The organism is Nostoc sp. DedQUE09 (assembly GCF_034530915.1).
In the GTDB taxonomy this organism is placed as follows: domain Bacteria; phylum Cyanobacteriota; class Cyanobacteriia; order Cyanobacteriales; family Nostocaceae; genus Nostoc.
The window spans coordinates 36,203-61,955 of the sequence record NZ_JAVRCE010000006.1 but is presented as its reverse complement, the minus strand read 5'-3'; the positions used below and the strand labels follow the sequence as shown (position 1 = coordinate 61,955).

28 protein-coding genes and 1 pseudogene are annotated in these 25,753 nt (G+C 41.8%); 16 read left to right on the top strand and 13 right to left on the bottom strand.

Annotated features, from left to right (window positions below; translation table 11 throughout):
* Positions 1–78 precede the first annotated feature (78 nt).
* Positions 79–3,897, top strand: coding sequence for an AAA-like domain-containing protein (locus tag RMY27_RS05715; RefSeq protein WP_322661224.1), 3,819 nt, complete (start codon positions 79–81; stop codon positions 3,895–3,897).
* 16 nt (positions 3,898–3,913) lie between these two features.
* Here RMY27_RS05715 and RMY27_RS05710 read toward each other — a convergent pair whose 3' ends face one another.
* Positions 3,914–5,182, bottom strand: coding sequence for an AIPR family protein (locus RMY27_RS05710; RefSeq protein WP_322661222.1), 1,269 nt, complete (start codon positions 5,180–5,182; stop codon positions 3,914–3,916).
* Positions 5,183–5,688: 506 nt separating this feature from the next.
* Between RMY27_RS05710 and RMY27_RS05705 the strand changes: the two genes are divergently transcribed.
* The gene (locus tag RMY27_RS05705) at positions 5,689–5,880 is read left to right on the top strand and encodes a hypothetical protein (protein WP_229558070.1); all 192 of its coding nucleotides are present in this window, start codon (positions 5,689–5,691) and stop codon (positions 5,878–5,880) included.
* A gap of 645 nt (positions 5,881–6,525) precedes the next feature.
* Positions 6,526–6,723: a DUF2811 domain-containing protein gene (locus RMY27_RS05700; RefSeq protein ID WP_322661219.1), complete on the top strand. Its 198-nt coding sequence runs from the start codon at positions 6,526–6,528 to the stop codon at positions 6,721–6,723.
* 309 nt (positions 6,724–7,032) lie between these two features.
* Here the strand turns inward: RMY27_RS05700 and RMY27_RS05695 are convergent, their stop codons facing one another.
* The 4 genes from RMY27_RS05695 to RMY27_RS05680 form a co-directional block, all read right to left on the bottom strand.
* Complete coding sequence (locus RMY27_RS05695; RefSeq protein ID WP_229558073.1) at positions 7,033–7,185, bottom strand: ribbon-helix-helix protein, CopG family; 153 nt, start codon at positions 7,183–7,185, stop codon at positions 7,033–7,035.
* Between the two features lie 511 nt (positions 7,186–7,696).
* Positions 7,697–8,707: a methyltransferase gene (locus RMY27_RS05690; protein ID WP_322661217.1), complete on the bottom strand. Its 1,011-nt coding sequence runs from the start codon at positions 8,705–8,707 to the stop codon at positions 7,697–7,699.
* Positions 8,708–8,747: 40 nt separating this feature from the next.
* On the bottom strand, positions 8,748–8,975 hold the full coding sequence (locus RMY27_RS05685; RefSeq protein WP_322661215.1) for a hypothetical protein: 228 nt from the start codon (positions 8,973–8,975) through the stop codon (positions 8,748–8,750).
* Positions 8,976–9,095: 120 nt separating this feature from the next.
* Entirely contained in the window at positions 9,096–9,371 is a 276-nt protein-coding gene (locus tag RMY27_RS05680; protein WP_322661213.1) for an HU family DNA-binding protein, read from the bottom strand.
* A 622-nt stretch (positions 9,372–9,993) separates the two neighbouring features.
* Here RMY27_RS05680 and RMY27_RS05675 point away from each other — a divergent pair.
* Together RMY27_RS05675 and RMY27_RS05670 are read left to right on the top strand one after the other, a co-directional pair.
* Positions 9,994–11,121 carry a protein kinase gene (locus tag RMY27_RS05675; RefSeq protein ID WP_322661211.1) on the top strand — a complete coding sequence of 376 codons (1,128 nt, stop codon included), beginning with the start codon at positions 9,994–9,996 and terminating at the stop codon, positions 11,119–11,121.
* Between the two features lie 159 nt (positions 11,122–11,280).
* A complete protein-coding gene (locus tag RMY27_RS05670) occupies positions 11,281–11,511 on the top strand; it encodes an OsmC family protein (protein WP_322661209.1) in 231 nt (76 codons plus the stop codon).
* A gap of 134 nt (positions 11,512–11,645) precedes the next feature.
* Here RMY27_RS05670 and RMY27_RS05665 read toward each other — a convergent pair whose 3' ends face one another.
* The 3 genes from RMY27_RS05665 to RMY27_RS05655 form a co-directional block, all read right to left on the bottom strand.
* Entirely contained in the window at positions 11,646–11,822 is a 177-nt protein-coding gene (locus RMY27_RS05665; protein WP_322661207.1) for a hypothetical protein, read from the bottom strand.
* A gap of 35 nt (positions 11,823–11,857) precedes the next feature.
* Entirely contained in the window at positions 11,858–12,841 is a 984-nt protein-coding gene (locus RMY27_RS05660; RefSeq protein ID WP_322661205.1) for a hypothetical protein, read from the bottom strand.
* An 882-nt stretch (positions 12,842–13,723) separates the two neighbouring features.
* On the bottom strand, positions 13,724–14,659 hold the full coding sequence (locus RMY27_RS05655; RefSeq protein WP_322661203.1) for an endonuclease/exonuclease/phosphatase family protein: 936 nt from the start codon (positions 14,657–14,659) through the stop codon (positions 13,724–13,726).
* 244 nt (positions 14,660–14,903) lie between these two features.
* Here RMY27_RS05655 and RMY27_RS05650 point away from each other — a divergent pair, with 244 nt between their 5' ends.
* The 3 genes and pseudogenes from RMY27_RS05650 to RMY27_RS05640 all read left to right on the top strand — a co-directional run bounded on the left by RMY27_RS05650 (position 14,904) and on the right by RMY27_RS05640 (position 16,099).
* Positions 14,904–15,041: a hypothetical protein gene (locus tag RMY27_RS05650; RefSeq protein WP_322661201.1), complete on the top strand. Its 138-nt coding sequence runs from the start codon at positions 14,904–14,906 to the stop codon at positions 15,039–15,041.
* Positions 15,042–15,122: 81 nt separating this feature from the next.
* A pseudogene (locus tag RMY27_RS05645) lies at positions 15,123–15,369 on the top strand (EF-hand domain-containing protein).
* A gap of 361 nt (positions 15,370–15,730) precedes the next feature.
* Positions 15,731–16,099 carry a hypothetical protein gene (locus RMY27_RS05640; RefSeq protein ID WP_322661199.1) on the top strand — a complete coding sequence of 123 codons (369 nt, stop codon included), beginning with the start codon at positions 15,731–15,733 and terminating at the stop codon, positions 16,097–16,099.
* 191 nt (positions 16,100–16,290) lie between these two features.
* On the opposite strand, the gene RMY27_RS05635 is transcribed toward RMY27_RS05640, so the two are convergent.
* The 5 genes from RMY27_RS05635 to RMY27_RS05615 form a co-directional block, all read right to left on the bottom strand.
* On the bottom strand, positions 16,291–16,884 hold the full coding sequence (locus RMY27_RS05635; protein ID WP_322661197.1) for a DUF1579 domain-containing protein: 594 nt from the start codon (positions 16,882–16,884) through the stop codon (positions 16,291–16,293).
* A 264-nt stretch (positions 16,885–17,148) separates the two neighbouring features.
* Entirely contained in the window at positions 17,149–17,403 is a 255-nt protein-coding gene (locus tag RMY27_RS05630) for a hypothetical protein (RefSeq protein WP_322661195.1), read from the bottom strand.
* Between the two features lie 108 nt (positions 17,404–17,511).
* Positions 17,512–17,772: a hypothetical protein gene (locus RMY27_RS05625; protein WP_322661193.1), complete on the bottom strand. Its 261-nt coding sequence runs from the start codon at positions 17,770–17,772 to the stop codon at positions 17,512–17,514.
* Positions 17,773–17,944: 172 nt separating this feature from the next.
* Positions 17,945–18,193: a hypothetical protein gene (locus tag RMY27_RS05620; RefSeq protein ID WP_322661191.1), complete on the bottom strand. Its 249-nt coding sequence runs from the start codon at positions 18,191–18,193 to the stop codon at positions 17,945–17,947.
* A 92-nt stretch (positions 18,194–18,285) separates the two neighbouring features.
* Positions 18,286–18,927, bottom strand: coding sequence for a metalloregulator ArsR/SmtB family transcription factor (locus RMY27_RS05615; RefSeq protein ID WP_322661190.1), 642 nt, complete (start codon positions 18,925–18,927; stop codon positions 18,286–18,288).
* Between the two features lie 105 nt (positions 18,928–19,032).
* Between RMY27_RS05615 and RMY27_RS05610 the strand changes: the two genes are divergently transcribed.
* The 8 genes from RMY27_RS05610 (at position 19,033) to RMY27_RS05575 (ending at position 25,478) form a co-directional block, all read left to right on the top strand.
* A complete protein-coding gene (locus RMY27_RS05610; protein ID WP_322661188.1) occupies positions 19,033–19,755 on the top strand; it encodes an SDR family oxidoreductase in 723 nt (240 codons plus the stop codon).
* Between the two features lie 70 nt (positions 19,756–19,825).
* Entirely contained in the window at positions 19,826–20,242 is a 417-nt protein-coding gene (locus RMY27_RS05605) for a RidA family protein (protein WP_322661186.1), read from the top strand.
* Positions 20,243–20,258: 16 nt separating this feature from the next.
* Positions 20,259–20,711 carry a cupin domain-containing protein gene (locus RMY27_RS05600; protein ID WP_322661184.1) on the top strand — a complete coding sequence of 151 codons (453 nt, stop codon included), beginning with the start codon at positions 20,259–20,261 and terminating at the stop codon, positions 20,709–20,711.
* 13 nt (positions 20,712–20,724) lie between these two features.
* On the top strand, positions 20,725–21,624 hold the full coding sequence (locus RMY27_RS05595; protein WP_322661182.1) for an AraC family transcriptional regulator: 900 nt from the start codon (positions 20,725–20,727) through the stop codon (positions 21,622–21,624).
* 122 nt (positions 21,625–21,746) lie between these two features.
* A complete protein-coding gene (locus RMY27_RS05590) occupies positions 21,747–22,946 on the top strand; it encodes an MFS transporter (protein ID WP_322661494.1) in 1,200 nt (399 codons plus the stop codon).
* Positions 22,947–23,038: 92 nt separating this feature from the next.
* Complete coding sequence (locus tag RMY27_RS05585; protein WP_322661180.1) at positions 23,039–23,662, top strand: FMN-dependent NADH-azoreductase; 624 nt, start codon at positions 23,039–23,041, stop codon at positions 23,660–23,662.
* Positions 23,663–23,888: 226 nt separating this feature from the next.
* On the top strand, positions 23,889–25,232 hold the full coding sequence (locus tag RMY27_RS05580; protein WP_322661178.1) for an iron uptake porin: 1,344 nt from the start codon (positions 23,889–23,891) through the stop codon (positions 25,230–25,232).
* Positions 25,233–25,478, top strand: a complete 246-nt coding sequence (locus RMY27_RS05575) for a carbohydrate porin (protein ID WP_322661177.1) — start codon at positions 25,233–25,235, stop codon at positions 25,476–25,478.
* Positions 25,479–25,753: the final 275 nt, after the last annotated feature.

Genomic DNA, 25,753 nt, shown 5'->3' with positions numbered 1-25,753 from the left:
AGTCCGTTAAAGTTAGTTATAACGTACCCAACGCTCTTATTATTTCTATCCAGATGCTTAATGAGCAAAACATAAAAAATGAACAACAATTTTACATATAAAGTTGGTGGAAGTTTGGCAGAAGATGCTCCCAGCTACGTATTTAGACAAGCAGATTTTGATCTTTACAATGAATTAAAACTTGGGAACTTTTGTTATATTTTTAATTCTCGACAAATGGGTAAAACTAGCTTGCAAGTTCGTACAATTAAACGACTCCAAGCTGAAGGGATCGCTTGTACTACGATTGACATCTCTGGACGCGGTAGTAAAGATATAAATCTGGAACAGTGGTATGCAGGTATCGTTTACACATTGGTTGCAAACTTTGAAATAGCTAACCCTAGCGAATTTATTAGAACATGGTGGAAAGAAAACTACGGCTTGTCGCCAATACAGCGTTTAGATATGTTTCTAGAAGAATTTTTATTAAAAAGAATCCAAGGTAAAATAGTTATTTTTATTGATGAGATTGATAGTATTTTAAGCTTTAGCTTTCAAGGGGATGATTTTTTTTCCTGGATTAGAAGTTGTTATGAAAAGCGTAATCTTAATAGTGGGTTTAATCGGATTACTTTTGCTCTCCTGGGAGTAGCAACACCTAGCGATTTAATTACAGATAAAATCCGAACGCCATTTAATATCGGTCATGCAATTCAGCTTAACGGTTTTCAATTGTCTGAAGTTTCGCCTTTAGAATCAGGGTTAGAAGGAAAAGTTGAAAATCCGCAAGCTGTTTTGAAAGAAGTTCTAGCATGGACTGGAGGGCAACCCTTTCTTACACAAAAGTTATGTGATTTATTAGTAGCTCCCCAGAACTTTATTCTTTATGAATCACTGAAAACACGGGCAGAAATTACAGAATCCGAATGGGTAAAAAATATTGTTATACACCAGGTAGTTGAAAATTGGGATTCCTTTGATGAACCACCCCATTTAAAAACAATCCAGGATAGAATTTTGATGAGCAAATATAATACAGGCGCGTTACTTGGTTTATATCAGAAAATTTTACAATTAGGACAAATTCCTGCTTCAGATAGCTCAGAACAGATAGAATTACGGCTATCTGGATTAGTTGTAGAACACCAGGGATATTTAAAGATTTATAACCAGATTTATGCAAATGTTTTTGATTTAAACTGGGTCAAAAAAGCCCTCGCCGATTTAAGACCTTATTCAGAAGCATTATCTGCTTGGTTTGGTTCAAACTGTCAAGATAATTCTAGATTATTGCGTGGTAAAGCATTAGAAGATGCAAAAACTTGGGCGGTTAATAAAAGTTTAAATCAGCAAGATTACCAGTTTTTAGCTGCCAGCCAGGAATTTGAAAAACAAGAAATGGCTACGGCACTAGCATTTCAAGAAGAAGAGAGTCGCATTTTAGCACAAGCTAACGAGACTTTAACTACGGCACAGCATCAAGCCAAACAACAAATTCGTATCGGTGGTGGAGTTCTTATTTGTTCTCTTCTTGGAGCAGCTATTGCTTTTGTCGGAGCAACTATATCAACTAACCAATTACGAGAAACCCAGTTAGGTATAAGATTAGAACAAGCAGGAATTACAGCCCTAAAACAGTTTGAAACAAACCAAATTGAATCTTTAGTCACAGCTATGGATGCAGGGCAAAGGTTAAAAGAAATAGTAAAAGATGGACGACCTTTAGAAAAATATCCTGCAAGCAGTCCAATTTTTGCTTTACAAGCGATACTTAATAATATTCATGAACTCAAGCGATTTGTTGCCTACAAAGACAATATTACAACTGTGAACTGGAGCTACGATGGAAAGTACATCGTCATCGCTTCCAATAATAAAACTGCTAGTATTTGGAACTTGTCAGGTAAGCTTATAGCCGAACTAAAAGGACACAAAGACGGAGTTTTTATTGCTAACTTTAGTCCCGATGGAAACAAAGTTCTCACTACTTCTAGTGATAAAACAGTTCGCCTTTGGAACTTTTCGGGGAAACAATTGGCGATACTTAGACATCAAGAAAATGTAACTAGTGCCAATTTTAGCCCAAATGGGAAACGTGTCATTACGACTTCTGGAAATCCGCTTGTTATTCAAAGAGGTATGGATGGTAAAACCATAGTTAATATCCCTAATGATAAAACAGCCCGTATCTGGGATTTATCTGGTAACTTATTACTTCAAATTCAACATCAAGCCAAAGTTAATAGCGCCAATTTTAGCCCAGATAGTAAATATATTCTTACTGCTTCTGACGATAAGACTGCTCGGATTTGGGATACATCAGGTAAACTATTGCAAACATTCACAGGGCATACAATGGCTGTTAACAGCGCTTATTGGAGTCCCAACGGAAAATATATTTTAACTAACTCTAATGACTCCTATGTTTGGGATATTTCCGGTAAACAAATCACACGATTTAAAGTAGATGATAAATGGGTAACGATGGATGCTGGTTTTAGTCCCGATAGCCAACGTATCTTCGTATCAACACCTTACAAAACTTATGTTAGGGATTTATCTGGTCGGCTAATTAGAGAAATAAAAAATGAGAAATTACTAAATGGTGATGCAGAATTTAGTCCAGATGGTCAGCGCTTTTTTACAACCGATGATACTATAAAAGTGTGGGATATAAGAGATGAAGCTGTAAAACCGTGGGATTTATCAAGTAATTTAATCACCGAACTAACAGGGGATCAAAGTAGCCCCCGTTGGAGTCCTGATGGTAAATATATTGTTACTTTTGGACAGGATAAAATTGTTCGCATTTGGGATTTATCCAATAAAATACCAGTAACTAAAGTAGCTATCAATTCAAAAGACGCTATTACAGGAGCAAGTTGGAGTCCAAATGGCAAATATGTTGTTACTCCAACTAGAAAATCTATCTTAATTTGGAATACTGATGGTCAGCAGTTGGCAAGATTTATCGGACATGAAGATGTAGTTAGTAGCGCTAATTTCAGCCCTGATGGGAAAAAGATTGTCACAGCATCATCTGATAAAACCGCTCGTGTTTGGGATACATCGGGAAAACAGCTATTATTACTTTCTGGACATAAAGATGGAGTAGAGTATGCTGCTTTTAGTCCAGATGGCAAATATATTTTGACTACAGCTTATGATCATAAAACTAGAATTTTCTCAGAGTCGGGTAAGTTAATAACTATGTTTAAAGCTAGAGGTATTACTTGGAGCCATAATAGTAAATATATTTTGGCTATGTTTGATTATAACGGCAAGAACTACTCTAGTTTGTGGAATATTTCCGGTGAAAAAATAGTAGAATTTCAAGGCAGTGAAAATAGTTATTTGGGTGCTAACTTCAGTCAAGATGGGGAGCGTATTGTTACGACTGATGGAAATAGAGTGAGTATTTGGAATACATCAGGTCAAAAGTTATCAGAGTTTAAGACGAATCAAGATATTTATAGTCCTAGCTTTAGTCCAGATGGGACATTAGTTATTGCTACTTCTCTAGATAATAAGGCGATTATTTGGGATACTTCTGGTAAACAATTACTGCAAATACCGCATCAAAGTAAGGTTGGATTTGCTGTTTTTAGCCCGGATGGTCAGCGAATTGTCACAGCTTCAGATGATAAAATTTATCGTGTTTGGGATATATTAGGTAAGGAACTTGCACAGTATAAGTATTCATCTACATTTATATCGCCAGTACATTTTAGCCCAGATGGTAAATATATTCTCGCCCATGTTCAGGGTAATTCTCCTGAGCAGAACCAGGTGCTGATTTGGCGGATTGACCAATTAGATGGGCTATTAGCACGGGGATGCGATTGGTTAAAAGATTATCTGAATACCCAGCCTCAAATACGGAAAAGATTAAAAGTTTGTTGGGTAAATAGTTAACCGTGTTTTAGAATATTCATTTAGGGGCAGTGGTTGCGTTAATCCCATTGCTTTTCCCTTTTCCCCTCTTGCTGCTTGTACTTTGTGTCACCTCTGATTCTTGTTCTTCCTTACTGGAGTTAACCATTTTCACCAAGGAAGAATTGAGATAACTTTGCGCTGATATGTAGAGACTTTCCCAAATCTCTTGATTACGGCTGATTTTTGTGCCCACTGTATTTCCTGCTGTTTTCTCTGACACCAAATATTTGCGGAAGTAGTTATTCCACAAGTGTTGCAGAAAATCTTCAGCGAATTCGTTAAACGGCAGAATCCATTTATAGTCCTTGTCCAAAAATACCCGATATGATGCGATTATCGGTAGTGCCAGGTCAGTTGGCGCACCAAACCCGAATGAATACTTGCTGTCAGGCAACAATGTAGTTTTACGTATATCAATTGATGCTAAATCGTTGGAACCTTTTCTTCTGGGGCTGCTGATATGGTCTTGAATAATTTCATAGAGTCTTTGCTCTATCCACAGAGCATGAGTCAAGAGAGGCAGTAAAGCCGTTAATCTTTCTCTTTCTGCGTCTGTAATATTACTTGGAAGACTCATCCCTACTGGATGTTTGGTTCGTTTATTGCCGTCGGGATTGTATTTATTTCTGTCAAGGCAGTAGAGGAGCTTCAGCAAATGGGTAACATTACACTGGGCATTTCTGGGAGCGCCGCTTTGGTTTTGATAATAGGCGATGCGGAATTTTCTATCTTCTGCTCTCTCTAACTGAGCTAAATACTGCTTGATGAATTTGTAATCACCTCTAGCGTTGACTTTGGAGCGAGAATCAACTGGCGTTGTGGTGTTGGAGGCCAGGGCTATGTCTTTGGCTGATTCTTCAGTCAATCCGATGTGGATCGTAATTTTTACCCTAGCTTCGGTTAAATCGTATTTGTAATTTTTCGCTTGCTCAAATGCTAAAACTGTATGGCCACCGTTAATAATCCCATCGCTACCCCCCTCGTTAGCTTCCAAAATCTCCAGTTCTAGCTCGGTTTTATTTCTGTTGGGCTTAACTTTATTGGCTGACAGAACGATTCCACTGTGGCGGGAGAAGAATTTTTCGGGTTCGGTTGTCAGTGAGTCGAAGACTTGTCTGTAGGTCGCGCTTTTACGGTTGGGTTCCCTGATGTTGGGTTCTAGGGGGAGGTCTGTTGGGAAGCTGTCTACATGGGCTGTGGCGATGATGCAATTGGAGTTGGCTTGAAAATGGTTATCTATCTTAATATTCCAAGTCTTGGGCATAGTTTATTTCTTCAGAACTAGAAATTCTATGTTAACCAAAACCCTGACCCTGATACCGCATTTCTCAAAATGCCGAGTCCCGTTAGAGATTGGACTACAACATATCTCAGCATTTGCTCCCGTCAAATTATTTAAACCTGCGGTAGAGCTGACACGCCTGAAAAGCTGAAATTTACAGCAACATTACGGCTAATTTGTACAATGCCTAAATCCTAGCTTAGATAAAGAGTACTTAAAACCTTTGATTTTTAGGTACTCTCTTTATCGAAAGCTCTTGTAACTATCAAGTAACAGTTTAATTGCTGCACATAAATTACAAAAACTAACTTAAGATAGACTATTATTCATACTTAAGTTAGTTGCAAAAAGTGCTAATGTTAAAAAGTTTTCTAGAACATCTACAACGCCGGCTTGATCTGTTAGTTTCACTTTAAACGCATTTATACCTATTTTCGTTACGAGAATGGCTGCTTTACTAATATTCAAAAGCGCAAGCACACAGTACTATGACTACCACCAAGATTCATTCAGTTGTCTGTATTCACTCTCGTGTTTTAGTCGTATTTTACACTCCATGCAAATGCTGGCAGTTTCGGATTGTTAGCCCCGGTGGCACGGTATTGGGTGACTATCCGATTTACTATAGTGCTGAAGCAGCAGCCAAAGCTGGGCGTGAATGGATTTATCAAAAGCGGTAAAGCGATTAATTCATTCGGTGGCAACCGTCAGTGGCAAAAGTACTCTCATCGCGCCAGCAGGAAAGTTATCACCCGTAGCCTTTAGAGAGAATTAAATTGTTCAAAGTAATGGCAGTTCACAGACCAATGACGCTGCAAATAATCTATTGCGTTTTCAGCCCCTGGCAATAGCAGAGCTTACCCATTGTCACTTTTTGCAATTCTTATCATTAGTTCTACTTTTTCTAGCAGATTCCACAGGCTTTCCACAGCTATTTCTGCTGTTTTCCACAGTTGTTTTACAAGAGAATCGGCTTCTGTTCACCCATCAGGGATTTTGTGATGGCTGTAACCATCAGTCTGCTTTACTGAGTTATTGTTACGCAAGGTAAAGAAAACCTGCTCCTAACCCTCATTTTCACGTAATTATTTATTTTTTCTATATTTCTCTTTAACATTTGGCAACATTGACAAACCGAGCCAATCAGCACACAATAAATCGACTAGCCTTTGTCGTCCGTTCCATTTTGAACATCAGCTGTATAAAAATATTCAGTTGTTAGTGCAGGTGGTTTGGCAAGCGAGGAACGGGGTGAAACAGTACAAACGCTGCATCACCTCTAGCTTATTGTCTCTATAATTTGCTCTTTCGGAAGCTTTGATCGGATGAACTCAACCCAAAACATCTTTGCTACCCTTCCTGAAACCCTACATCAATCTCTCAACACCTACTTAGAAAAACATCCTGATTGGGATGAACGTCGCCTTATTACCGCAGCCATTTCTTTGTTTCTGCTGCAAAATGCTGATGGAGATCGCCGTGTTTCCCAAGTTTATCTAGAAACTCTGTTTCGTCGCAGCTAATTTAGAACAGTTAGCGCTGTTTGAAAAAGAGAATCACTTAATTAGTAACTTTTTATACCTATTTAGCTTTTTATATTTCTGTCTGAGAAAGTAAGGTTATTGCCAAATACAGGTAACGCCATTTGAGCTAAAAGCAAAGCGTCAACGCCAATCAAGCGAAGTTTAAAAACCATTTGTACTAAAAATCACTCAAAACTTTCTTTAAGATTCCCAATTCAAGCCAAGCGATCGCTAGTTAATCCACCAAATTAGTTTTATATTTTAAAGTAGAAAATATTATCCAATCTACTTTTCTTTAATCATAGGTTTTTACTCTTTATCTTCAGTAGTCAGAGAACGAATTAATTCCCGGATCACATCGGTTGCTGGTCTGCCAGTCTTTGAACAGTATTTTTCTAGCTTCTCTGCTTCACTTGATGTCAGATTGATTGTAAGTCGTTTAGCAGCCCATTTTTTGTTCATAATATTAGACAAGTTCGATTTCGCAACTACTTCTCTAATATCAATCACTTAATCTGTTACTACATGGGTATTAATAATGACTTTTAGTTTAAAATATGATGAAGCAAAGTAATATGTTTTTCTAAATAATAGTGAAAACGTAAAGTCTATTTTAGAGTATGAAGTTTCAGTCTTTTAAAAAGAATATTTATTAAGACAATATCAAGAAAGTACAGTATACTTTAAGACAAAATAGGTACTCTGGTCAAGTAAGTTTTTACCGTTTCTTAAAAAAGCATCGCATTGGCAGGATTTTGATATACATCAGCAACCATTGCCATAGCACCTTGTGGAAGAGATTAAGGCGATTAAGAAAGCGATGCCTACGGCGGGCTGCGCCTACGCAATTCAACTAGACAATCATTTGGTTCAATTGCTCCCACTTCGCCTCATATGCAATTTCTTCTACTGCTTCCCCCAGCCCGAAGCAAATACGGTTTCCTTAAAAAAGCTATATTGGCGTTGCTACTTGTTATTTAATACCAAAAATCATCGACTCAGGACCAATTAGATGCTCCTGCTTTAGTTTCTGAAATCCTACAGAACCCATCCACTTAATACAGTCAGCACCAGTATAATCAAATCCTCCCGGAGTCTCAATCAACATATTCAGACTCATCAGAAGCCCAAAAGTATTTTCGCATCGATTGTCATCAATAATAGTGTCATAGACAATAAGCGCACCCCCAGAGGGAAGTGCCTCATATGCCTTAGACAGTAACATCAGTTTTTCCTCAAGATTCCAGTCATGTAAGATATGCCCCATAACTAAGACATCAGCAACAGGTAGTGGATCACAGAAGAAGTCACCTGCAAAAAATTGTAACCGTTGGCTCAGACCATTAGAGCTAATGTATTCCTCAAAAGCTGGACGCACAACAGCTAAATCAAATCCACCTCCGGATAAATGAGGATGCGCCAATGCTACTTGCACTGGCAAGCCACCTTGAGCTGTTCCAATGTCGATGAAAGTTTTGTACTCACTCCAAGGAAACTTTGCGGTGATCGCCTTTGCCGCTCCGATGCTTAGACCAGTCATGCTTTTAAGAAAAGCCTTTAAGCGCTCGGCATCAGCATAAAGTGCAGTAAAAAAGTTTTCCCCATTCTTAGCTTCGTTTTGAGATTGTCCAGTTTGCAATCCTTGAGTCAGCGAACCCCAAAATGGATATAACCGCGTATTTGCCATTTCTAAGAAACCGCCGATATACTCAAGCTTGCCACGAACAAGAAATCGCTCAGTTTCTTGAGTATTACTGTATTGCTCGTTATGGCGTTCTAACAAACCTAAAGCCACCAAGGCATCAAAGAAATCTCGTGCTGAACGTGAATGTATCCCCAAGCCACCAGCCAGCGCTTCACCATCAAGGGGCGATGAAGAAAGCAGGGTGAACAAACCGAGTTCAACTGCTACAAGCAGGGTCTTTGCACTCCAAAAACCCATTCCTATCTGCATGATCGCGTCAGGAGTTACTTTAGTATTCATAATATTGCTCTAAAAGTTAATAAGGTAATAAGGTATGGCCTTAACCACCCCAATAACCTGCCAATTTAAAGACTACTTGCAAGATAGATGGTGAAAAAGAGTTCAAAAGTGGAACTGTAACTATCGTTGTTGCTCCAGCCGCCGCCTCATTGTAGACACTTTGCCAAACTTCTGGACCGCTAGGAGATTGTCCATGAACTTGTGTACTGACACCTAACTTTAAGCCAAGTGCAGCTAAACCAACTAGTATTGTGCGACGTTTCAACATTATTTCTTGATACCTAATAGTTCACCCTTGTTTATTGTGTAAGGTAAAGCGAAGCTTTCTTTATAAGAGTAAGGGCTACGGTTTTGCGGTGATTAGATTGCTAATGGTCAAGCAATTTATCTATGGTGCTACTTTTTCTTTAAACTGCTTTCCAGGAGAAAATGCAGGAACTCTAGTAGCCGGAATTGTCATTGGCTCATTGGTTTTGGGATTACGCCCTTCGCGCTCTGAACGTTCGCGTCGCTCGAATGACCCAAACCCAACGAGCGTTATCTTCTCCCCATCGGCTACAGCCTCGGTAACAACTTCTAAAAAAGCACTGATCACTTGATCAGCTTGCTTTTTTGTGATGTTAGCTTTCGCTGCTACAGCATCCACTAATTCCCCTTTGTTCATAAATCACCCTGAAGTATTGCCAGTATTGGAAATTTACTTTACCACTACTACCTTTTGTGAAGATAGGGGGAAAACGACTAACAATCAAGCAGCATACGAAAATTAACAATGCACAGCTACTCTTGTGGCGACTTTGAATTCAGGGGTAAACCCAGTTGAGTTTTAGGAGAGCTTGACTGATTCTATAATCACCTTTTAACTCCTAAAAATAAAAGCGTGAGCGCTCACATCTGCAATCGGTCAAATTCTAGCTAACTTTCTTTTCGGCAATCAAAGCAAATCTATGCAGTGTATTTTGTATTTCAGTCTCCAGCCATTTGCAGGTAATGAGAATGAATCCAACCAGGACGATCAGCAAGACTTTCGGCAATAACAGAGAGCATCGATTGGGGAGACGAAGGACCAAGTTTCGTTTTTAGAGCGATCGCTACTTTAACAAGGATGTGCCTATGCTTAAATCTTCATTAAGAAACAAGTCTTAATGAGATTACTTTCGATTCTATTGAGAATAAACTATTTTTATTGACATGATGCAGCCGCCCTGGGTGAAACGCCTTTTGGCAACCAGTTAAAACATTTACAATAATGTTAGGGTTTTTTATACTGCGTCTGAACCAAGAAAATGGTTAAAAACCATCTAGAACTTAGAACCAAGAGTTACTTCAAGCTTAGTTCACAACTTGCTGGATTGGATAATATGCAATTGTGTTCTTTGTTTGACAATAATGAGCCAAGCACATCAAGTTCAAGCTCGGGGCGAAATCATACCATCGTTCTTGGACAATTTAAAATTTTTGTTAAGCGCATCCCGATTACGAATATCGAATACGAAAACCTATTTTCTACCAAAAATTTGTATGACTTACCAACTTGCTTTAACTATGGTGTTGGTTCTATTGGTTTTGGTGTCTTTCGTGAACTCATAACACACATTAAGACTACTAACTGGGTATTAGAAGGAGCGAACGCCACATTTCCCCTAATGTACCATTATCGAATTATTCCGTTCTTTGGCCAACGCGAGAATATCGATATGGAAAATCATAAAAGCTTTGTGGAGTATTGGGGTAATAATGCGAGTATCGAGAATTATGTGTTAGATAGAGCAAACGCCAACTATGAATTGGTTCTGTTTTTAGAGTATATACCGTATGTTCTGGAAACATGGTTGCAAGAAAACCATAGCAAACTTCAGCAACCTCTAGATGAATTATGCACGACGATTGCCTTTTTGAGGAGAAAGCGAATTATTCACTTCGATGCACATTTTCGCAACATCCTCACTGACGGCAAACAGATATATTTGACTGATTTTGGTTTAGTACTTGATAAGAGTTTTTCGTTAACCAAAGATGAAGAATCTTTTTTTAAGCAGAACCAATTTTACGACTACGGAGAAGTCTTGCGAAATCTTGGTCATCTTATTCGCTCACGATATGATTTATGCTCTGAAAACGATAAACGCAGAATAATGGAAAAATATGAGATAAAAGAAGGTTTAAAACCTTATGAACTCGGATCTATATTACTTGACAGCATTGAGCAGATACACGCTGATGGGGTCATGAAGTTAGATGAGTTTTATGTTACTAGCATCGTCGAATACCGCAGCATTATTGCGCTGATGCAAGGCTTCTTTGTTGATATGTATAAAAATAACAACAAAGACACAAAATTTCCTCATACAAAACTACGACAGCTGCTCAAAGAGACGGGGTTTATTTCTGGTGCTAGTGACTACGGTGGATAATTGCCTTTTCTTAGGAGAATCGCCTGATAAAATTCTTTTCGATTCCAAATTTTACATCTATAGAACTAGCCCTTTCAAGGTGTGTTATTTCCCAATTTTTTCTGGTTTAGAATCTTAAAAGTTGAGATATGAGATCGATTCTTGAGATAAGCCCGCTTTATGGTTTCAATCAAAGCTGGTATTGATGCTTCAACTGCCACGGTTACATGTGCTGTAACCATTGTCAGAGATCCAGCCGATGGTGGATACATACTCTCTGCAAAATTAACTGTTGCTCTTCCTGGGGAAGACCGGGAGAAATCTGAACAGGTGGTTGCCCAAGCATACAAGCTCTGTCCCTACTCAAAAGCTATTCATGGCAATGTTGATGTGGAGGTGACGGTAGCTTGAATCATCTGGACATTATGACTATTGATAGTCAAAACTGTCCACTTCGTGGATGATTACTATGCGGTATATGAAGACAGCTGGGATTACTTGGAATTTTAGATTAAAGCATCCACCTATGTGTGAATACTCTCTTCTTATCTCAGACTGTTACTGGGCACATCTATTGCTCTGGCTACCCCATTGTTCAAAGCAATAACGCCAAAAACAACTCCTCGACCATCGTTATAGTCTACTTGATGAAAATTAGGGAATGCCCCCGCGTAACCATTCCTGCCTGCCCAATCGTTAATTGCGCGGAATCTTTCTTCCATTGTTCTTGGATTACCTAATTCAGACATCAGCACATCTATTGAGAACAAGAGCTTTTTTCACCAGGCTGTTTCATAAAAATCTGGCGATAAGCGTTGCAATCTTGGGCAAAGACCATGCCATTCGACCACTGATTGTCGCCATCCAGGGTGTTAATAAACCCCAGCATGACATTCGGCTGTTGGAGACGCGCAGAACTTCCCAGATCGCTCAGTAGACGATTCACTTCACTTTGACTCAGCAGAATCAGTTTGCTCATAAGGATCGTGTTGTAGGTTGCAGGCACCACATTGGGATTGAAGTACTCGCTGGGGTTGGTGTAGCCTGTATCGTTGATCTTCAGGTAATCGGCGTTGAAGCGTTGCAAGCTGGTATTTTCGCCGACTCCACTACCCAACACCTGATTGAAGTATTGGTCTGGGCTTGTAAGGTATTCCTTCAGTTCCTGCTTGGTCATACCGATCGCAGACTTTAGCAACGTATTCAGCATATCTTCCTTCAGTTTACGGATCGGTTCGAGAAGAAAGTCTGGTGTAATTGCGTCGATAATATCGCTGACTACACCAATAGTCAGACCGACAAAATCAGGAGCTCCTGACATTGACAATAAATGATCCGTGACATATCGCTGCAACACATTTTCCGCTTGTTGCGTGTCTGCCGATCGACCGGGGTTAAAAAACAGTGCCTTTGCCACCTCATGGCTAACCCCAGGCCAAGCCCGAAGACCACTGTCAATGTCATCCCGCCATGCTTCTTTGTAGGTGACTTGAATCCCATTAGCGGCGACGTAGGCCGCTTTTTCAGCTAGGATGGCCACTCGGCTACAACTAAAGTCCAAGGGGCGACAGGCGTTGGCGCGGCGATCATAGTCCGCTTTTTTGGCATAGTAAGCATCGATATCGCGCTGGAGATTAGCCCGCAAGGTCGAATAAATCCGAGGAATGGAAAATTCTGTGCCATTAGCTCCAGCTCGCAGTAGCTGACTATCCAGAGACGTTCCCGGTCGAGCATCGACCATGTTTTGGTAAATAAAATCGTCAACACCACTAATGCTGACATTAAAAAAATTCGCGTCCAGGGCAGTGGCATCTATACGTTTATCAACATAGCCCTCTAGAACGATATGCTTCACTGCATTGGCAGGCCCTGCGGGTGGTCTGATAGCAAAGGAGTCACCCGAGAAATAATTGACAAAAGTATGTCCGTACATATCCCCAGCCGCATGGGTGAGGTAGCCCACCGTAAACGCCCTAACTGCTGCGGTATTAGTGACGTTTGCGCGGTTCCATAGATAGGTCAGCCAAGCATCCGACCCTCCGGTAATTCCCGTATCTGACGAGGATGGGTGTATCACTTGCTGCCCAGTTAAGATGTCGGGATAGGCATCGGGTCCCAAAATTCCAGCACGGTATTGGGGGGCATGGCTGCGGAGGGCGGCAAGAATGCTGGGATCGACTTGGTAGGTACCGACTTCTCCAATAATTTGCCCATTCTCATAGTTCACCCGAGGAATCGTAACTTTGCCGTCCTCTAAAGCATCATCAAGAGCCTGTTTGCCAAGGTAGACATGGGTGGTCGGCTTCCAAGCCCAAGCTTCCGTAGGATGCGATATCAAACCGAGGGAAATGATAAGTAGGCTCGGACTACCCACTTTTAGCCAGTGCCAGAGAGAATGAAGTGTCGGTAGCATGGTGATCGGGGTGTTGCTGAATTAAGAGATGATTCGAAGTAAGTTGCGATTTATTTAACCGTTAAGTTATGAGCGAACACTCTTAAGATTACTGTCTACTTTCCTAAAAAATGAGCGATCTTATTTATACTTAACCTTCGCAAATTGCTGCTCTTGAGTTTGGAGCAAATAATCTCTATTGCCAAGCCATTGAAAACATCCTGACCATTATCAAATGACTAAATCGCTTAATAGCATCCGATGGTCGGAATTTCCACCTTTGATAGTTTTACAATCTACTACTTTAATATCATTACTAACAAAAATATGATCTATCGGCAACTTAATTATGCATACAATCCAGGCTGGTAAGTGAACATAAGTTGTCGGTTCAATCCATGAAGGTTCTACTCCAAAGCCCAATTTTGTATTGTGTAGTCCCGTTTTTTCAACTAGTCTTTTATAGTAGGGCGACCAAGGAGTTAGGTTTAAGTCACCTGCAAATATTAGTCTTTTATCCTTTTGAGCTTGTAAGTACTGAGTTACTTCAGCTAATGCGGTGTTACGTTTAGCAAAAACATCAGGTTTGATCGGTACTGAAGGGTGGGCTGCTACTAAAGTGATATTTTTAGTGCCAGTTTTTACAGATGTGGTTAAAATCGTTCCTGCACTTAGTGTCTTTCCTTGAGGATTTACCAACCCAAAGCGGCTAAAAACAGCCAACCCACCACCACGAGTCCGGTAAGCAAAGGGTAAAGTAGCTTGCAGGTGCTTGGTTAGTTCCTTCATAGCTGGCGGGCTGATCTCGATTAATACAGCTATATCAGGCTTTTGCTGTTCAACGAGATTAGCGACCCTGGTCAACTGAGTATTTTGAATATTGATGTTAAATTCTATAATTCTAAGAGATTCGCCTCGCCCTTGATGGCTATTAGGCAGATACCAAGGTAATATCCAAACGCTATTAAACGCTAGCAAAGCAAGAGCAAAAAACAGTGTGCCCTGCCAGCGAATTCCAGCCAACCAAGCACACAAAATCCCGATAGCGATCAGTAAAGAGATTAAAAAGTAATAAACTCTGCCGTGACTTAATAACTCGAAAGGATACCACCAAAGGAAACCAACACCTATTGAAAGAAGGGCAGTAATTCCTAATAGAAGGTTCAATAAAATTTGGATATAAGACTTTAACATCTAATACTGATATTTACACACAAAGGTACTTAGCTAGATATACAGTACTTAGAAAGCTTATTACTGAAATCATCCTAATTTTTCATCAAACCATGACATTAGGCGAGTATGTTGGGATAGGCAAGCAGAACTGAGTGATTCTTGGTGGGAGCAGGTTAAATATTATGCTCAGTTAGCAATAGAACGTGTAGAGAATGGGGTTGATGCAGTAAAAGAATTGCTCAGTACTCTAACGATTGATGAGCGGTGGGGCGTGATCTTGAAGTTTGACGATGTTGACCCTGATAAATTTGGTCAATTGGTGGCAGATACACCCAATCTCAGCCCCAGCGATAGCCGTTTCTACGTCAATTGAAACAAGTTTATTTAATTTTGAGAGATTAATCTCTGAATTAATGAGATATTAAGTTGAAAATGGTTCTTCAGATAGAAACTTATGACAACCGAGCAAAAGCTTCAATCTCTTTTTAATACCTTAGATAGCGATCAAGGCGGCAAAAGATAGCGATCAAGGCGGCAAAATCTCCATTAATGATCTTTTTTTAAGTCCTGGTCTAAGTGTAATCATCTCATCAGCAACAAACATTACTACTCCCCAGGAATTAATAGTAAATTCTGATTCAGACTCTGACGGTAGTATTACCTTTGAAGAGTTAAAGTCAGCAGAAGAGATAAGCAGATAATTTAACCTAGCTGCCAAAAAACCCAATACCAAATATCAATACCCAAAATCCTTCAAAGCGCCCACGCTTTGAGGGATTTGCAATTTTCATGGTCATTAGTGACTCGCTAGCCCCGATGGATCACCTTGGAGGTGAAAGGCTGGCTTTTTGCGATTGAAAGTTTGCTCAACTGCTTTTCGATGCCCCACAGTGGCTTGAGTCTCAAGCCTTTAAATACTGATTAGACAGCCAGGGGTCTGTCTACAAAGGCGATAAAGAATTTTTAAGAAATTAACATTCTTCAGAAAAGGAAAGACCTAATACTGGAGTAATCATGTCGAAACCTAACTATTAGTTTTTCAATTTGTTGGAGTCGAGAATAATGTTGAAGTTCACCTGTTTGATGATTGTTGGGGCAGTATTGTCGATTAGTGCGCCAGCTGTGGCTGAAAGTCGTGCGGTTAATATCAGTATTGGTAGTATTGGTGGTGCCTTAGATAATGGAGCTTTGAGAACAGTTCGTCAGATTATTGGGTTTGGGGTTGGCACTGGCACTGTTGATAAATTCATTGTATATAGTCCCAGTACCGGATCTATTCCCATCGAAGGAGGTTTATCTGCTTGTGCTGAAGCTGGCTTCGGCACAAGCAATACAACATTTAATGCTTTTATTCAGCAGTTGCGTTCAATTAATCCCAAACCTGGGACTTTCTACAATGTAGAACTTACCAAAGCCTGCAAACAGAAATAAGAATGTCGTTTGCACTCAAGCGCGGTAGGATGGGCTGAGGTAGCAAGCCCATCCATCGAGTTACACTCTACGTGATAAACGCAAAACTCCATATTTTGAAATTGGAGATGTAACATCAATCTTGGTTTTAATCGGGTTTAACTGATTGGCTATTGCCTCCATCCTGTCCGCCTTTCTGATCTGGCGTTCTGCTACTGCTTTCGCCGAGAGTTTACGGTCATAAACTGATGCCACTGCCCATCATCGCCCAGTACATGAGATGTCATCACCCGATGATTATCACTCTTGAACTCGATTACATCTCTGTACTTTGCCATCTTCTCATCGCCCGTCATCGCGGGCCCGTCAGAATTGAGCGTTAGCATGTTTTCAGCCGCGTCCAATTCACCGTCGTACAACCACAGATAAGTCATCATTGACCCAACCCAGGTGCCTACATAGCGTTGCTTGTGCGGGTCATATCCCAGCGTTATTATCATTGTTGCCGCACCACCGCACGGCATTTCGCCCTGTCCTTCACCTACAACCCAGAGTCCACCAATTGATCGCACACTTTCCGTTCCTGTCGCTCTTTCAGGCGGTTGATCTGGACTCATCATTGCCTCTGTTTCATAAGTCCACTCACCGACGAGTTTCTGTAGCCACTGATGTTCTTTTTGTGGCTCAGTATTCATTGTTGGCTCCTGTTGTGTTTTGATTGTCTCCATTGCTTTAGCTCCTTTTGATGAATCATTGAGGAATGTAATTAGCGTGAAGCCCAACTCTGTAGGCGAAGCCGCCCCCAAGGGCTAAGAACCGCATGAAATGATGAAAAATCAAGAACTTAATAGTACATATTTACTATGATGGCTCAACTGATTAAGGTTTTTAACTGGTAGATTGACGAAAACTTTGGTACTGATGATTTCTCCTTTTGAAGGGCTTTTTCTTCCAGGTAAATTAGCAGCAAATATTTCATGGGGTTGCCTCCTTTATTTCTCGCTGTTGCTTCCTTTTGTTAGTAAGTCGAACGGTGCTGGCTCAAATCGACACCTTGCCAAAAAATTTAATCATTTAGTACGATCAGGGTATACCTTCCTTTTTTCCCTCCTTTGGTAAGTCGAACGGTGCTGACTCAAATCGACACCTTGCCAAAAAATTTTTTGTCCAGGGTGGGTCAAAACAGATATGGGTGGTTCACCAGCACCCCATTCACCAAAACGATTAAGGGTTTTGACTGACAAATCGACGCAGATGTTCTGTTCTGCTGGCTCTGGACTACCGCGATGTAATAGCACCTTCAAATGCCAATCTGCTCGGTTCACGCGATAAACAAAGTAGCCATCGTTACCAAATCGTCGAGACTCGACAAATTGGAAACAATCTGCATAGATACTTATAAAATTAGTTTTGTTACATACAAAAGATTTGTATTATGGCAACAGCCCCAATAAGCTCTCTAATATTTTGTATCCCCATTTAAGTGTTAGCAATCCACAGAAAATTGCTAAGATCACGCTACCCATGATACCTATGGTTATTGGTTCTGCATATCCAAACCAATCTGTATAACTCCAATACAATCCAGCGATCACTACTCCGGTTATTGCACCAATACCAAAGCGCTTAATTAATCTACCAATCTTTTCGGGTTTTAATTCAGGTGTATTTACTTCAGGGGGTAATGGGTTCATAAAAAACCTTTGCCTTTTTCGACAACAGTAGGCGCTCTGCTTCCCATTTTAGTCTTACTTAGTTATCGAATAAACATTCTTGTTACTTTTTACCAGTTTGAGTTAAGTTGGGCGAATGAGCGCACTGCTTCACTCACTTTCGTGCGCTCACTCAAAACCTTGAGACAACAAATCATCCGGCTATGTCTTTACCACTCAAGTAATTCATAGCTCTGGGTTTTCTCTTCTTGAGAGGGACTACCGATTTCTTGGGTGCTTGTGGCGGACGGCATGTTTCACAGTAGAGCGGTCGCACACCAAAGGTTTCTCGTTGTGTGGGTTGTTCACACTGCTTACAAACGAAATTGAAAACGCGAGTGTGAATTTCCCGCTTGTGCGCTCTAACGGTGTACTCTCGGACTTCAATAGTTTTGCTGGGCATCGGCTAATAAAATGGCCTTACTTCTTAATAATAGAGAATTCAGAATTTAGAATTCAGGAGTCAGAATTGAATTTTTTATTGTTCAGTTCTCTTTAAGTACTGATAACCAGGTATACACAACGTCTATCGCCTGCCAAAATGTGTTCAATTCGTTCAATGCTCACATCTTTACCTAAAACCGCTTGAAAGATTTCTAACTCTATGCGACAAAGCCCGGTACAAGCAGTTGCCACCGCACAAATAGGGCAATGCTTTTCAGCGAGGAGAAAAGTGCCATCGGCTTGAGCCGTGACCTCTGCCATGTAGCCTTCCTCGGTTCGCCGCACTGCTAACGCTTCTAGCTGCTGTTGAAGTGGAGCATGCCGAGGCATGATCGCTCGATACGCTTGAATTTGTTCGCGAGTTCTAACTTCCAATAGCCGATCAAATCCCTCTTCACCAAATGCCTCTTTCATTGAATTAATCAGACACAACGTTAACTCAGCGTAGCGATCAGGGAAGAAATGATCAGCAGCAGGCGTTAACTCCCATAACTTGGCAGGCCGTCCCATCGGACGTGCTTCTTTCTGGTACGTCACCAATCCTTCTTTTTGCAAAGCGTAGATATGCTGCCGCACTGCCATTGCGGTGATGTTTAAGTGGGAGGCGAGCGTTTCCGCATCCGCTGCTCCTTCCTGTTTGAGATATTGGATGATCGCCCGTCGAGTCCGAACGCTAGTTGATTCTGCTTTCATACTTAACAAATTAAAGAAAAAGCTTTACAAAGTCAAGTTAAGCATTTATGATTCTTACTAAAGGTTTTTCTTTATAAAGTTGCAACTTCTCAAGTTGGTGCAGTAATGGCAAATATTGCGATCTTTGGAGCTAGTCGCGGCGTTGGCTTAGGCTTCAGTGTTGGGTTGCCAGATGCAGGCGATACGGTGTTTCTCATTTCCAGAACTCGCCCTGCTAGCCTTGATCGCGCTGATCAAGTGTCTAGAGTTTGGATTTGGGCAGACTTGTCGCTTACTCAGACTGCTGCGGTCAAAGTGGCTGAGGCAATTGGCGATCGCACGGTTGACTTTCTGTTATACAACGCCGGGATTTGGGAGGAGAATGCGTTTGAGCCAACCTATTCCTTTGAAAAATCCACTCTAGAAGAGATGGAACAAATTATCCAAGTGAATCTGCTGGCTGCGATTCTCTGTACTCATCGGTTGTTGCCAAATCTGAAGCGTTCAAGCAATCCCCGTGTTGTTTATATGAGTTCGCTTTCGGGCTTAGATAACTCTGGCGCACCGGAAGTGGCGAATACCGCATCTAAATTTGGTCTGCGGGGTGTGGTTCATGCCCTGCGGGAATGTTTACGAGAGCATCGGATTCCAGTGACTTCGCTCAACCCAGGTAGTATTGCGGCAGAAATCGCCTATGAAGCTGGGGCAGAGGCAGCAATCCAAACCTACGACAGCAGGCAAATTCCAATGCAGGATTTGGTTCTCTTACTGCGCTGTTTACGTCAACTATCGCGCGTCTCCTGTGTGAAAGAGATTGATATTCCGGCGATGTCCGATCGCTATGCCTGAGCAATTATGTCTCCACTGGGTTGATCTCTGCACTGGCAACTTTGAATAAAATTGATTTAAGAGTCAAATCATGGTTCAACAAATTCAGTACCTCAATCCCCCTGGATTCTTCAATCCATCTGATTACGGTTTCACCCATGTTGTAACGGTTCCCGCTAACACCACTCTTGTCTATATCGCAGGTCAATTGGGCATGGATGAGACGGGCAATCTGGTTGCGGCTGACTTTGCAACTCAGTTGAAACAGGCATTTGCTAACCTTCGTGCAGCATTAGCAGCGGTTGGGGCAACCCCAGAAGACGTTGTGAAAATTACAGTGCTCTCAGTTGATCACGATGCCGAAAAACAGCAATTGATCTCAGCCGCACGGAATGAAATGTGGTCGGGCGATCGCAAACCCACCAGTACTTTGATTCCTGTACCGAGATTAGCAGTCGAGGGGCTATTGTTTGAGATAGACGCGGTCGCTGCAATTCCCAATTCTTAATCCAAAGGAGCTTCTGATGTCGTTACCGATTGTTTTGCAACCCGATGAAGGAAAGTCCGTTAAACTCGGCACCAGTACCTGCACATTCAAAGTTACTGGGGAGAACACAAATGGACACTTTGGCTTGTTTGAATTTGTTATGGAACCAGGAACGAAAGGAGCCAGTCCACACATCCACAAGCAATTGACCGAGATATTTTATGTGGTGGAGGGAGAAGTGGAGTTGCTGTTGGATCGGCAAACAATTATGGCTGCACCGGGCGCAATGATGCTCGTGCCAGAAAATACGCCGCATGGGTTCTCTAATCCTGGAACAGTGAGATCGACCCTACTGATCCTCTTTTGTCCTGCCGACTCACGGGAGCAGTACTTTGAGGGGTTAGCCCGGTTAACCGAAAACGGGCGACAACCCAGCCAAACTGAGCTACTGGATCTGATGCAGCAATTTGATCAGTATCCAGTTCCATAGAAGGAGCCAAGCAATGGTAACTTCAGATATCTTAGTTGTTGATTTTGTTCAGCAGGATGATGTGCTGAAACTTTACCCGGAAGCGCCATTACTCTCCAGTGACAAAGCAGGATGGGACGGCATTCAACTGCAATATCATCGCCATCCACCGCATCAGTTGGCAGAAAATTATTCCAGGCAACATCGCATTATCATTCATGATCGCAGTCCATCGCCGCCAATGGTTGAAGAGATGATCGAGCATCGCTTTCAAAAGCGGCAATTTGGATATGGTGATGTGACGGTTGTGCCAGCTGATATCCTCAATTCGGCTTATTGGAACACCGAGTACGAATTTATTACTCTCAGTTTTGAGGCGAGGACGTTTGCAAGTCATACCTTCGATCTGACGACTGCCACTGATGTCGAGCTTGTCCCTAGCTTCAGCAAACCTGACCCCTTGATTTACAGTCTTGGCTTCGCGCTCAAGTCAGAGCTTGAGTCTAGCGGAGTTGGCAGTCGTCTCTATATTAATTCGTTAACGGCTGCTCTGATGACTCATTTATTGCGGCACTACTCAGCCCAAAGATCCATCTCTAAACCTCAGAGTGGTTTATCCAAAAGACAATTGCAGCAGGTGATTGATTACATTCATCAGCATCTTGAGCAGAACTTGACGCTTGCCGAACTTGCAGCTATTGTACAAATGAGTCAGAGTTATTTTTCAACGTTATTTAAACATTCAACCGGGTTAGCACCACATCAGTATGTGATTCAGTGCAGAGTTGATCAAGCCAAGCAGTTACTGCGACACAGTAATTTGACGATCGCAGAAGTTGCTTACAGTTTTGGCTTCATCCATCAAAGCCACCTCAACCGACACTTCAAACGATTGGTGGGCGTAAGTCCCAAAGTATTTCTCAAAAGTCAGTAAGAATGTGTCCAAAAACTCAAGAACGTGCAAGACGGCATTGAGACGGTTTTGTAAAGTTAGTTTATCAAGATTGTTCTTTATAAAGTGCAGCTACAGCACCTGAAGTTTGCTGGAACAATTGCATATTTAATGCAAACCAAGGCTTTTTTGACGGATACAATTTGTCTTTCAGGAGTTTCACAATGAAACGGCCCCAGTTCATTGTGGCAGTAGCCATTTTCCTCATCACTCACGCAACGAATTTGCAAATTCCTCTGTATGGTACTTATGCAAAGATGGCAGGTTTTGGTAGTGGCATTTCGGCGATTGCTTTCTCAACTTACATTGCAGGATTGTTGCCGACGCTAGTTCTGCTGGGTGGAGCCTCTGACAGGATTGGACGCAAAACTGTCATCCTCACAAGTTTGCTATTGGCTTGTGTCGCAACATTTTTAATGATTGTTCAGCCGAATATCTACACGCTGTTCATCACACGAGTTCTACAAGGAATTGGTGTTGGTTTTATGACTGGAACAGGAACGGCATACCTATCAACGCTGATGCCACAAAATGCCACGAAGGTTGCTGCTTACGTCAGCTTAACCACTGCTTTGGGCTTTTCCAGTGGTGCGCTGTTTACGAATGCCGCTTTGTTTTATCGCTATTCACTGGTGCCGTTTAGCTATTGGGTCGTCCTTATTTTGCTTCTGGGTTGTATTGGTTTAACCATTAGTATTCCAGAACAGGCAACAACTTCAGTGGCATTAATCCGGCTGCCAATTTTTTCAATGGACGCAGTTTGGCCGGGGTTAGCGATCGCATTGGCATGGTCTTTGGCAGGAATTGTCGGTGTAATTTTACCTACTCAGTTAGCAAGATATGGTCTACCGAACTGGGCAGGTTTGATGTTGTTCATCATTACGATCGCGGGGGTTATGTTTCAACCTTTTGCCCGTCGGCTAGAGGCACGCCGATCACTTCAGATCGGTGCTGTCCTGCTGGTAGCTGGCTATTTTAGCTTCATATATGGAGCATGGCTCGGTCATTTAGGGCTGGTGCTGGCAGGAGTGGCGATCGCTGGAACGGCATCCTACGGGTTCACCTACCTGGGTGGATTGGCTGAAGTGGTACAGATGAGCGGCACTCAATCTGCTCCCTTCACCTCTGGCTATTTTGTTTGCGCTTATTTGGGGTACGGCATCCCTGTAATTCTGATTGGCTTTCTCTCTGACAAATTTGGCGTGATGCACACACTATTTGCCTTTGGTGCAGTGTTGCTGGTTTGCAATGCCCTACTCTTTGTCAAATATCAACGAATAGCAAAAAACCAGCAGGATGCTTAGTCATCTTTATTTTTAAGCTGCAATCTTACTCATACAACACTTGATGTAATTGTTCTTTTGACTCTACAAACAGGTTTTAAGAGGATTAATCTATGAAACTTTTGCACCTTGATTCTAGCCCACGCGGCGAGCGCTCTATTTCACGCTCCTTAACCCAGCAATTTGTGACCTTGTGGAAACAAATGCATCCAGATGTTCCTGTCATCTATCGCGATTTAGGACATTATCCAGTACCCACGCTCGATGAAGCCTGGATTGCTGCTGCGTTTTGCCCCCCGGCTCAACTCACTCCAGCATTAGAATCTGCCTTAATGATTTCTGATGAATTGATTGCTGAACTGCTGGCGGCGAACCTCTATATCTTTGGCATTCCTATGTACAACTACAGTGTACCTGCCAGTTTCAAAGCATACATCGATCAGATTGTGAGAGTCAGACGGACGTTTGTGGTGGGTGCTGATGGTTACGAAGGACTGTTGAACGATAAAAAAGCGCTGGTAATTACAACACGAGGCGGAAGTTATGCAGGCGAACCACTTGATTTTCAAGAGCCTTACTTGCGGGCAGTGTTTGACTTTATTGGTGTAGCTGATGTCACGTTTATCCATACCGAAAATCTGGCAATGGGGGCTGATGAACGGAAAAGAGCGATCGCAACTGCTCATGAAGCCATCCAACAAATTGTAGAAACCTGGCAATCTACTACCTGCATCTGAATCGAGCGACTAAGTTCTGTATTGCCTTAATGTCTTGCTCTCTATCTTTTCAATGATTATGAATCGCAACATCGTTTGGCTAATGCCGCCGGGATGGTTTTATGTTGCTCGTTGCTTTTAGCAGCACTCACGCTTGGACGTAAGCGTTAATCCTTCTAAAATCTACTGCTGAAGTATGCAAAATTATTGGTTTGCAGATTTTCATATAATAAGTTGTTTGAGTCTTTTGAGCTTCCTCATCCTAAATCATGCAACTCCTACCTTAGCCGAGACTGTTAAGGAAAAACTTTCTCCTCTTACTCCAACTTCAATTACCCAGCTAATTCCTGAAAGTATTCCCCAAGAATCAGGCGCAATGCTACAAGGACAAGTGACTTCAGTAAATCAATTAAATGATCTTCAACCTGCACATTGGGCATTTCAGGTGCTTCAATCTTTGATCGCTCGATATGATATTCTTACAGGCTATCCAGACCAAACTTTTCGGGGCGAGCAAGCAATGACTCGCTACGAATTTGCATTAGCATTGAACGTAACACTTAAACAAATCAGCGAACAAATTGCTCAAGGAACTGGTTCACGAATATCTCGTGATGATTTAGAGACATTACAACAACTTCAAGAAGAGTTTTCTGGTGAACTAAGCACATTACAAGAACGTGTACATGGATTGGCAGCCCGAACTGCTGAGTTGGAAGCTAACAAGTTCAGGGCAACCACCACATTGTCAGGAATAGTTGTATTTGGAGTCACTGAGGGAGACTATAGTGGCGATCGCATTGTTGATGTCACAGGTAGAGAAATTGCGACAACAGATCCAAATCCTACATTCCTTTACCGAGCTACCCTAGACTTGACTACAAGTTTTAATGGAACAGATGCACTAGAACTCTGGCTAGAAATTGGCAGCAATGGGGCAGACGACAATGCAGCAGGATTATTAGAACCCAGTCTTGGTAGCGTTTTAGATTATTCAGCCAAACCGCTCGTTGAAGAGTTTGGCGTGTCCCGTCTGAATTATACCTTTTCTCCATCCGAGGATTTGACGCTTTCCCTAGGCCCAGTCATCAGTCTGACTGACTATGTAGACATCAACCGCTATGCAAATGTCAGTTTTCTAGACTTCTCTACGCAAGCATTGGTAAATAACTATATTCTTTTTCCAGTTCAAGGGCTAGGAGCGGGTGCTGCTCTCAGGTGGAATCCAAATGAAGGCGCATTTACGGCGCGAGCTGCTTATGTGGCGGCATCTGCCAGTCGATCGAGAATAGAGAGTTCTTCTCCAGTTCCTGGTATTTTCCCACTGGGATACATTCTTTATCCCAACGGACGAGGAGAAGGAGGGCTGTTTGGCGATCCTTATCAAGGAATCATTGAGCTAGAATACGCTCCTTCTAGAATGTTTGCACTACGCTTGCAATATACAGGCGGTAGTATTTTAGGAGGAAAGTTTGATGTCTTTGGAGCCAACTTGGAATTGACCCTTTCAGACCGTTTTGCTGTTTTTGGACGCTACGGTTCCGGTAGCTACGCCAATACTGCCTTTGGTGATTTAAAGCCTAGTTATTAGATGGGGGGTGTCGCTTTTCCTGATCTATTCGTTGAAAATGCTCTGGCAGGCATAGCTGTAGGTCAGCCGTTTATCGCAAGTGAAATAGGAGATTTGACGCAAACGAATTTCGAGGCTTTCTACAATTTTCCAATTAATAACAATATCCGTGTCACACCTGTGTTTCAAGTGATTACAAATCCAGCTAATCAAAGCGTCAATGGCACAATCCTGACAGGTACACTCCGCACAGTCTTCTCCTTCTAACAAACCTCTATTTAGCGAGAAATAAGTTTCTTCGTAGCGCGAGTATTACCAATTAGCAATTGTTTAGACAACTCTCTTATATCTATTCTGGCGGCTTTTTACCTGGGTGTAGGCAAGGGCGCTCGCAACGAGAGCAGCGCCAATCCGAAGAATTCTTATAGCAGTAACAATCTGTTTCCAATTATGAGAGGTTCCAATAAAGCTAACAATTCTGCCAACAATTCCCCGAAAACTAAAAAGGCTGATGTAAATTCTTCAGACCAGCGCAAGCCAGG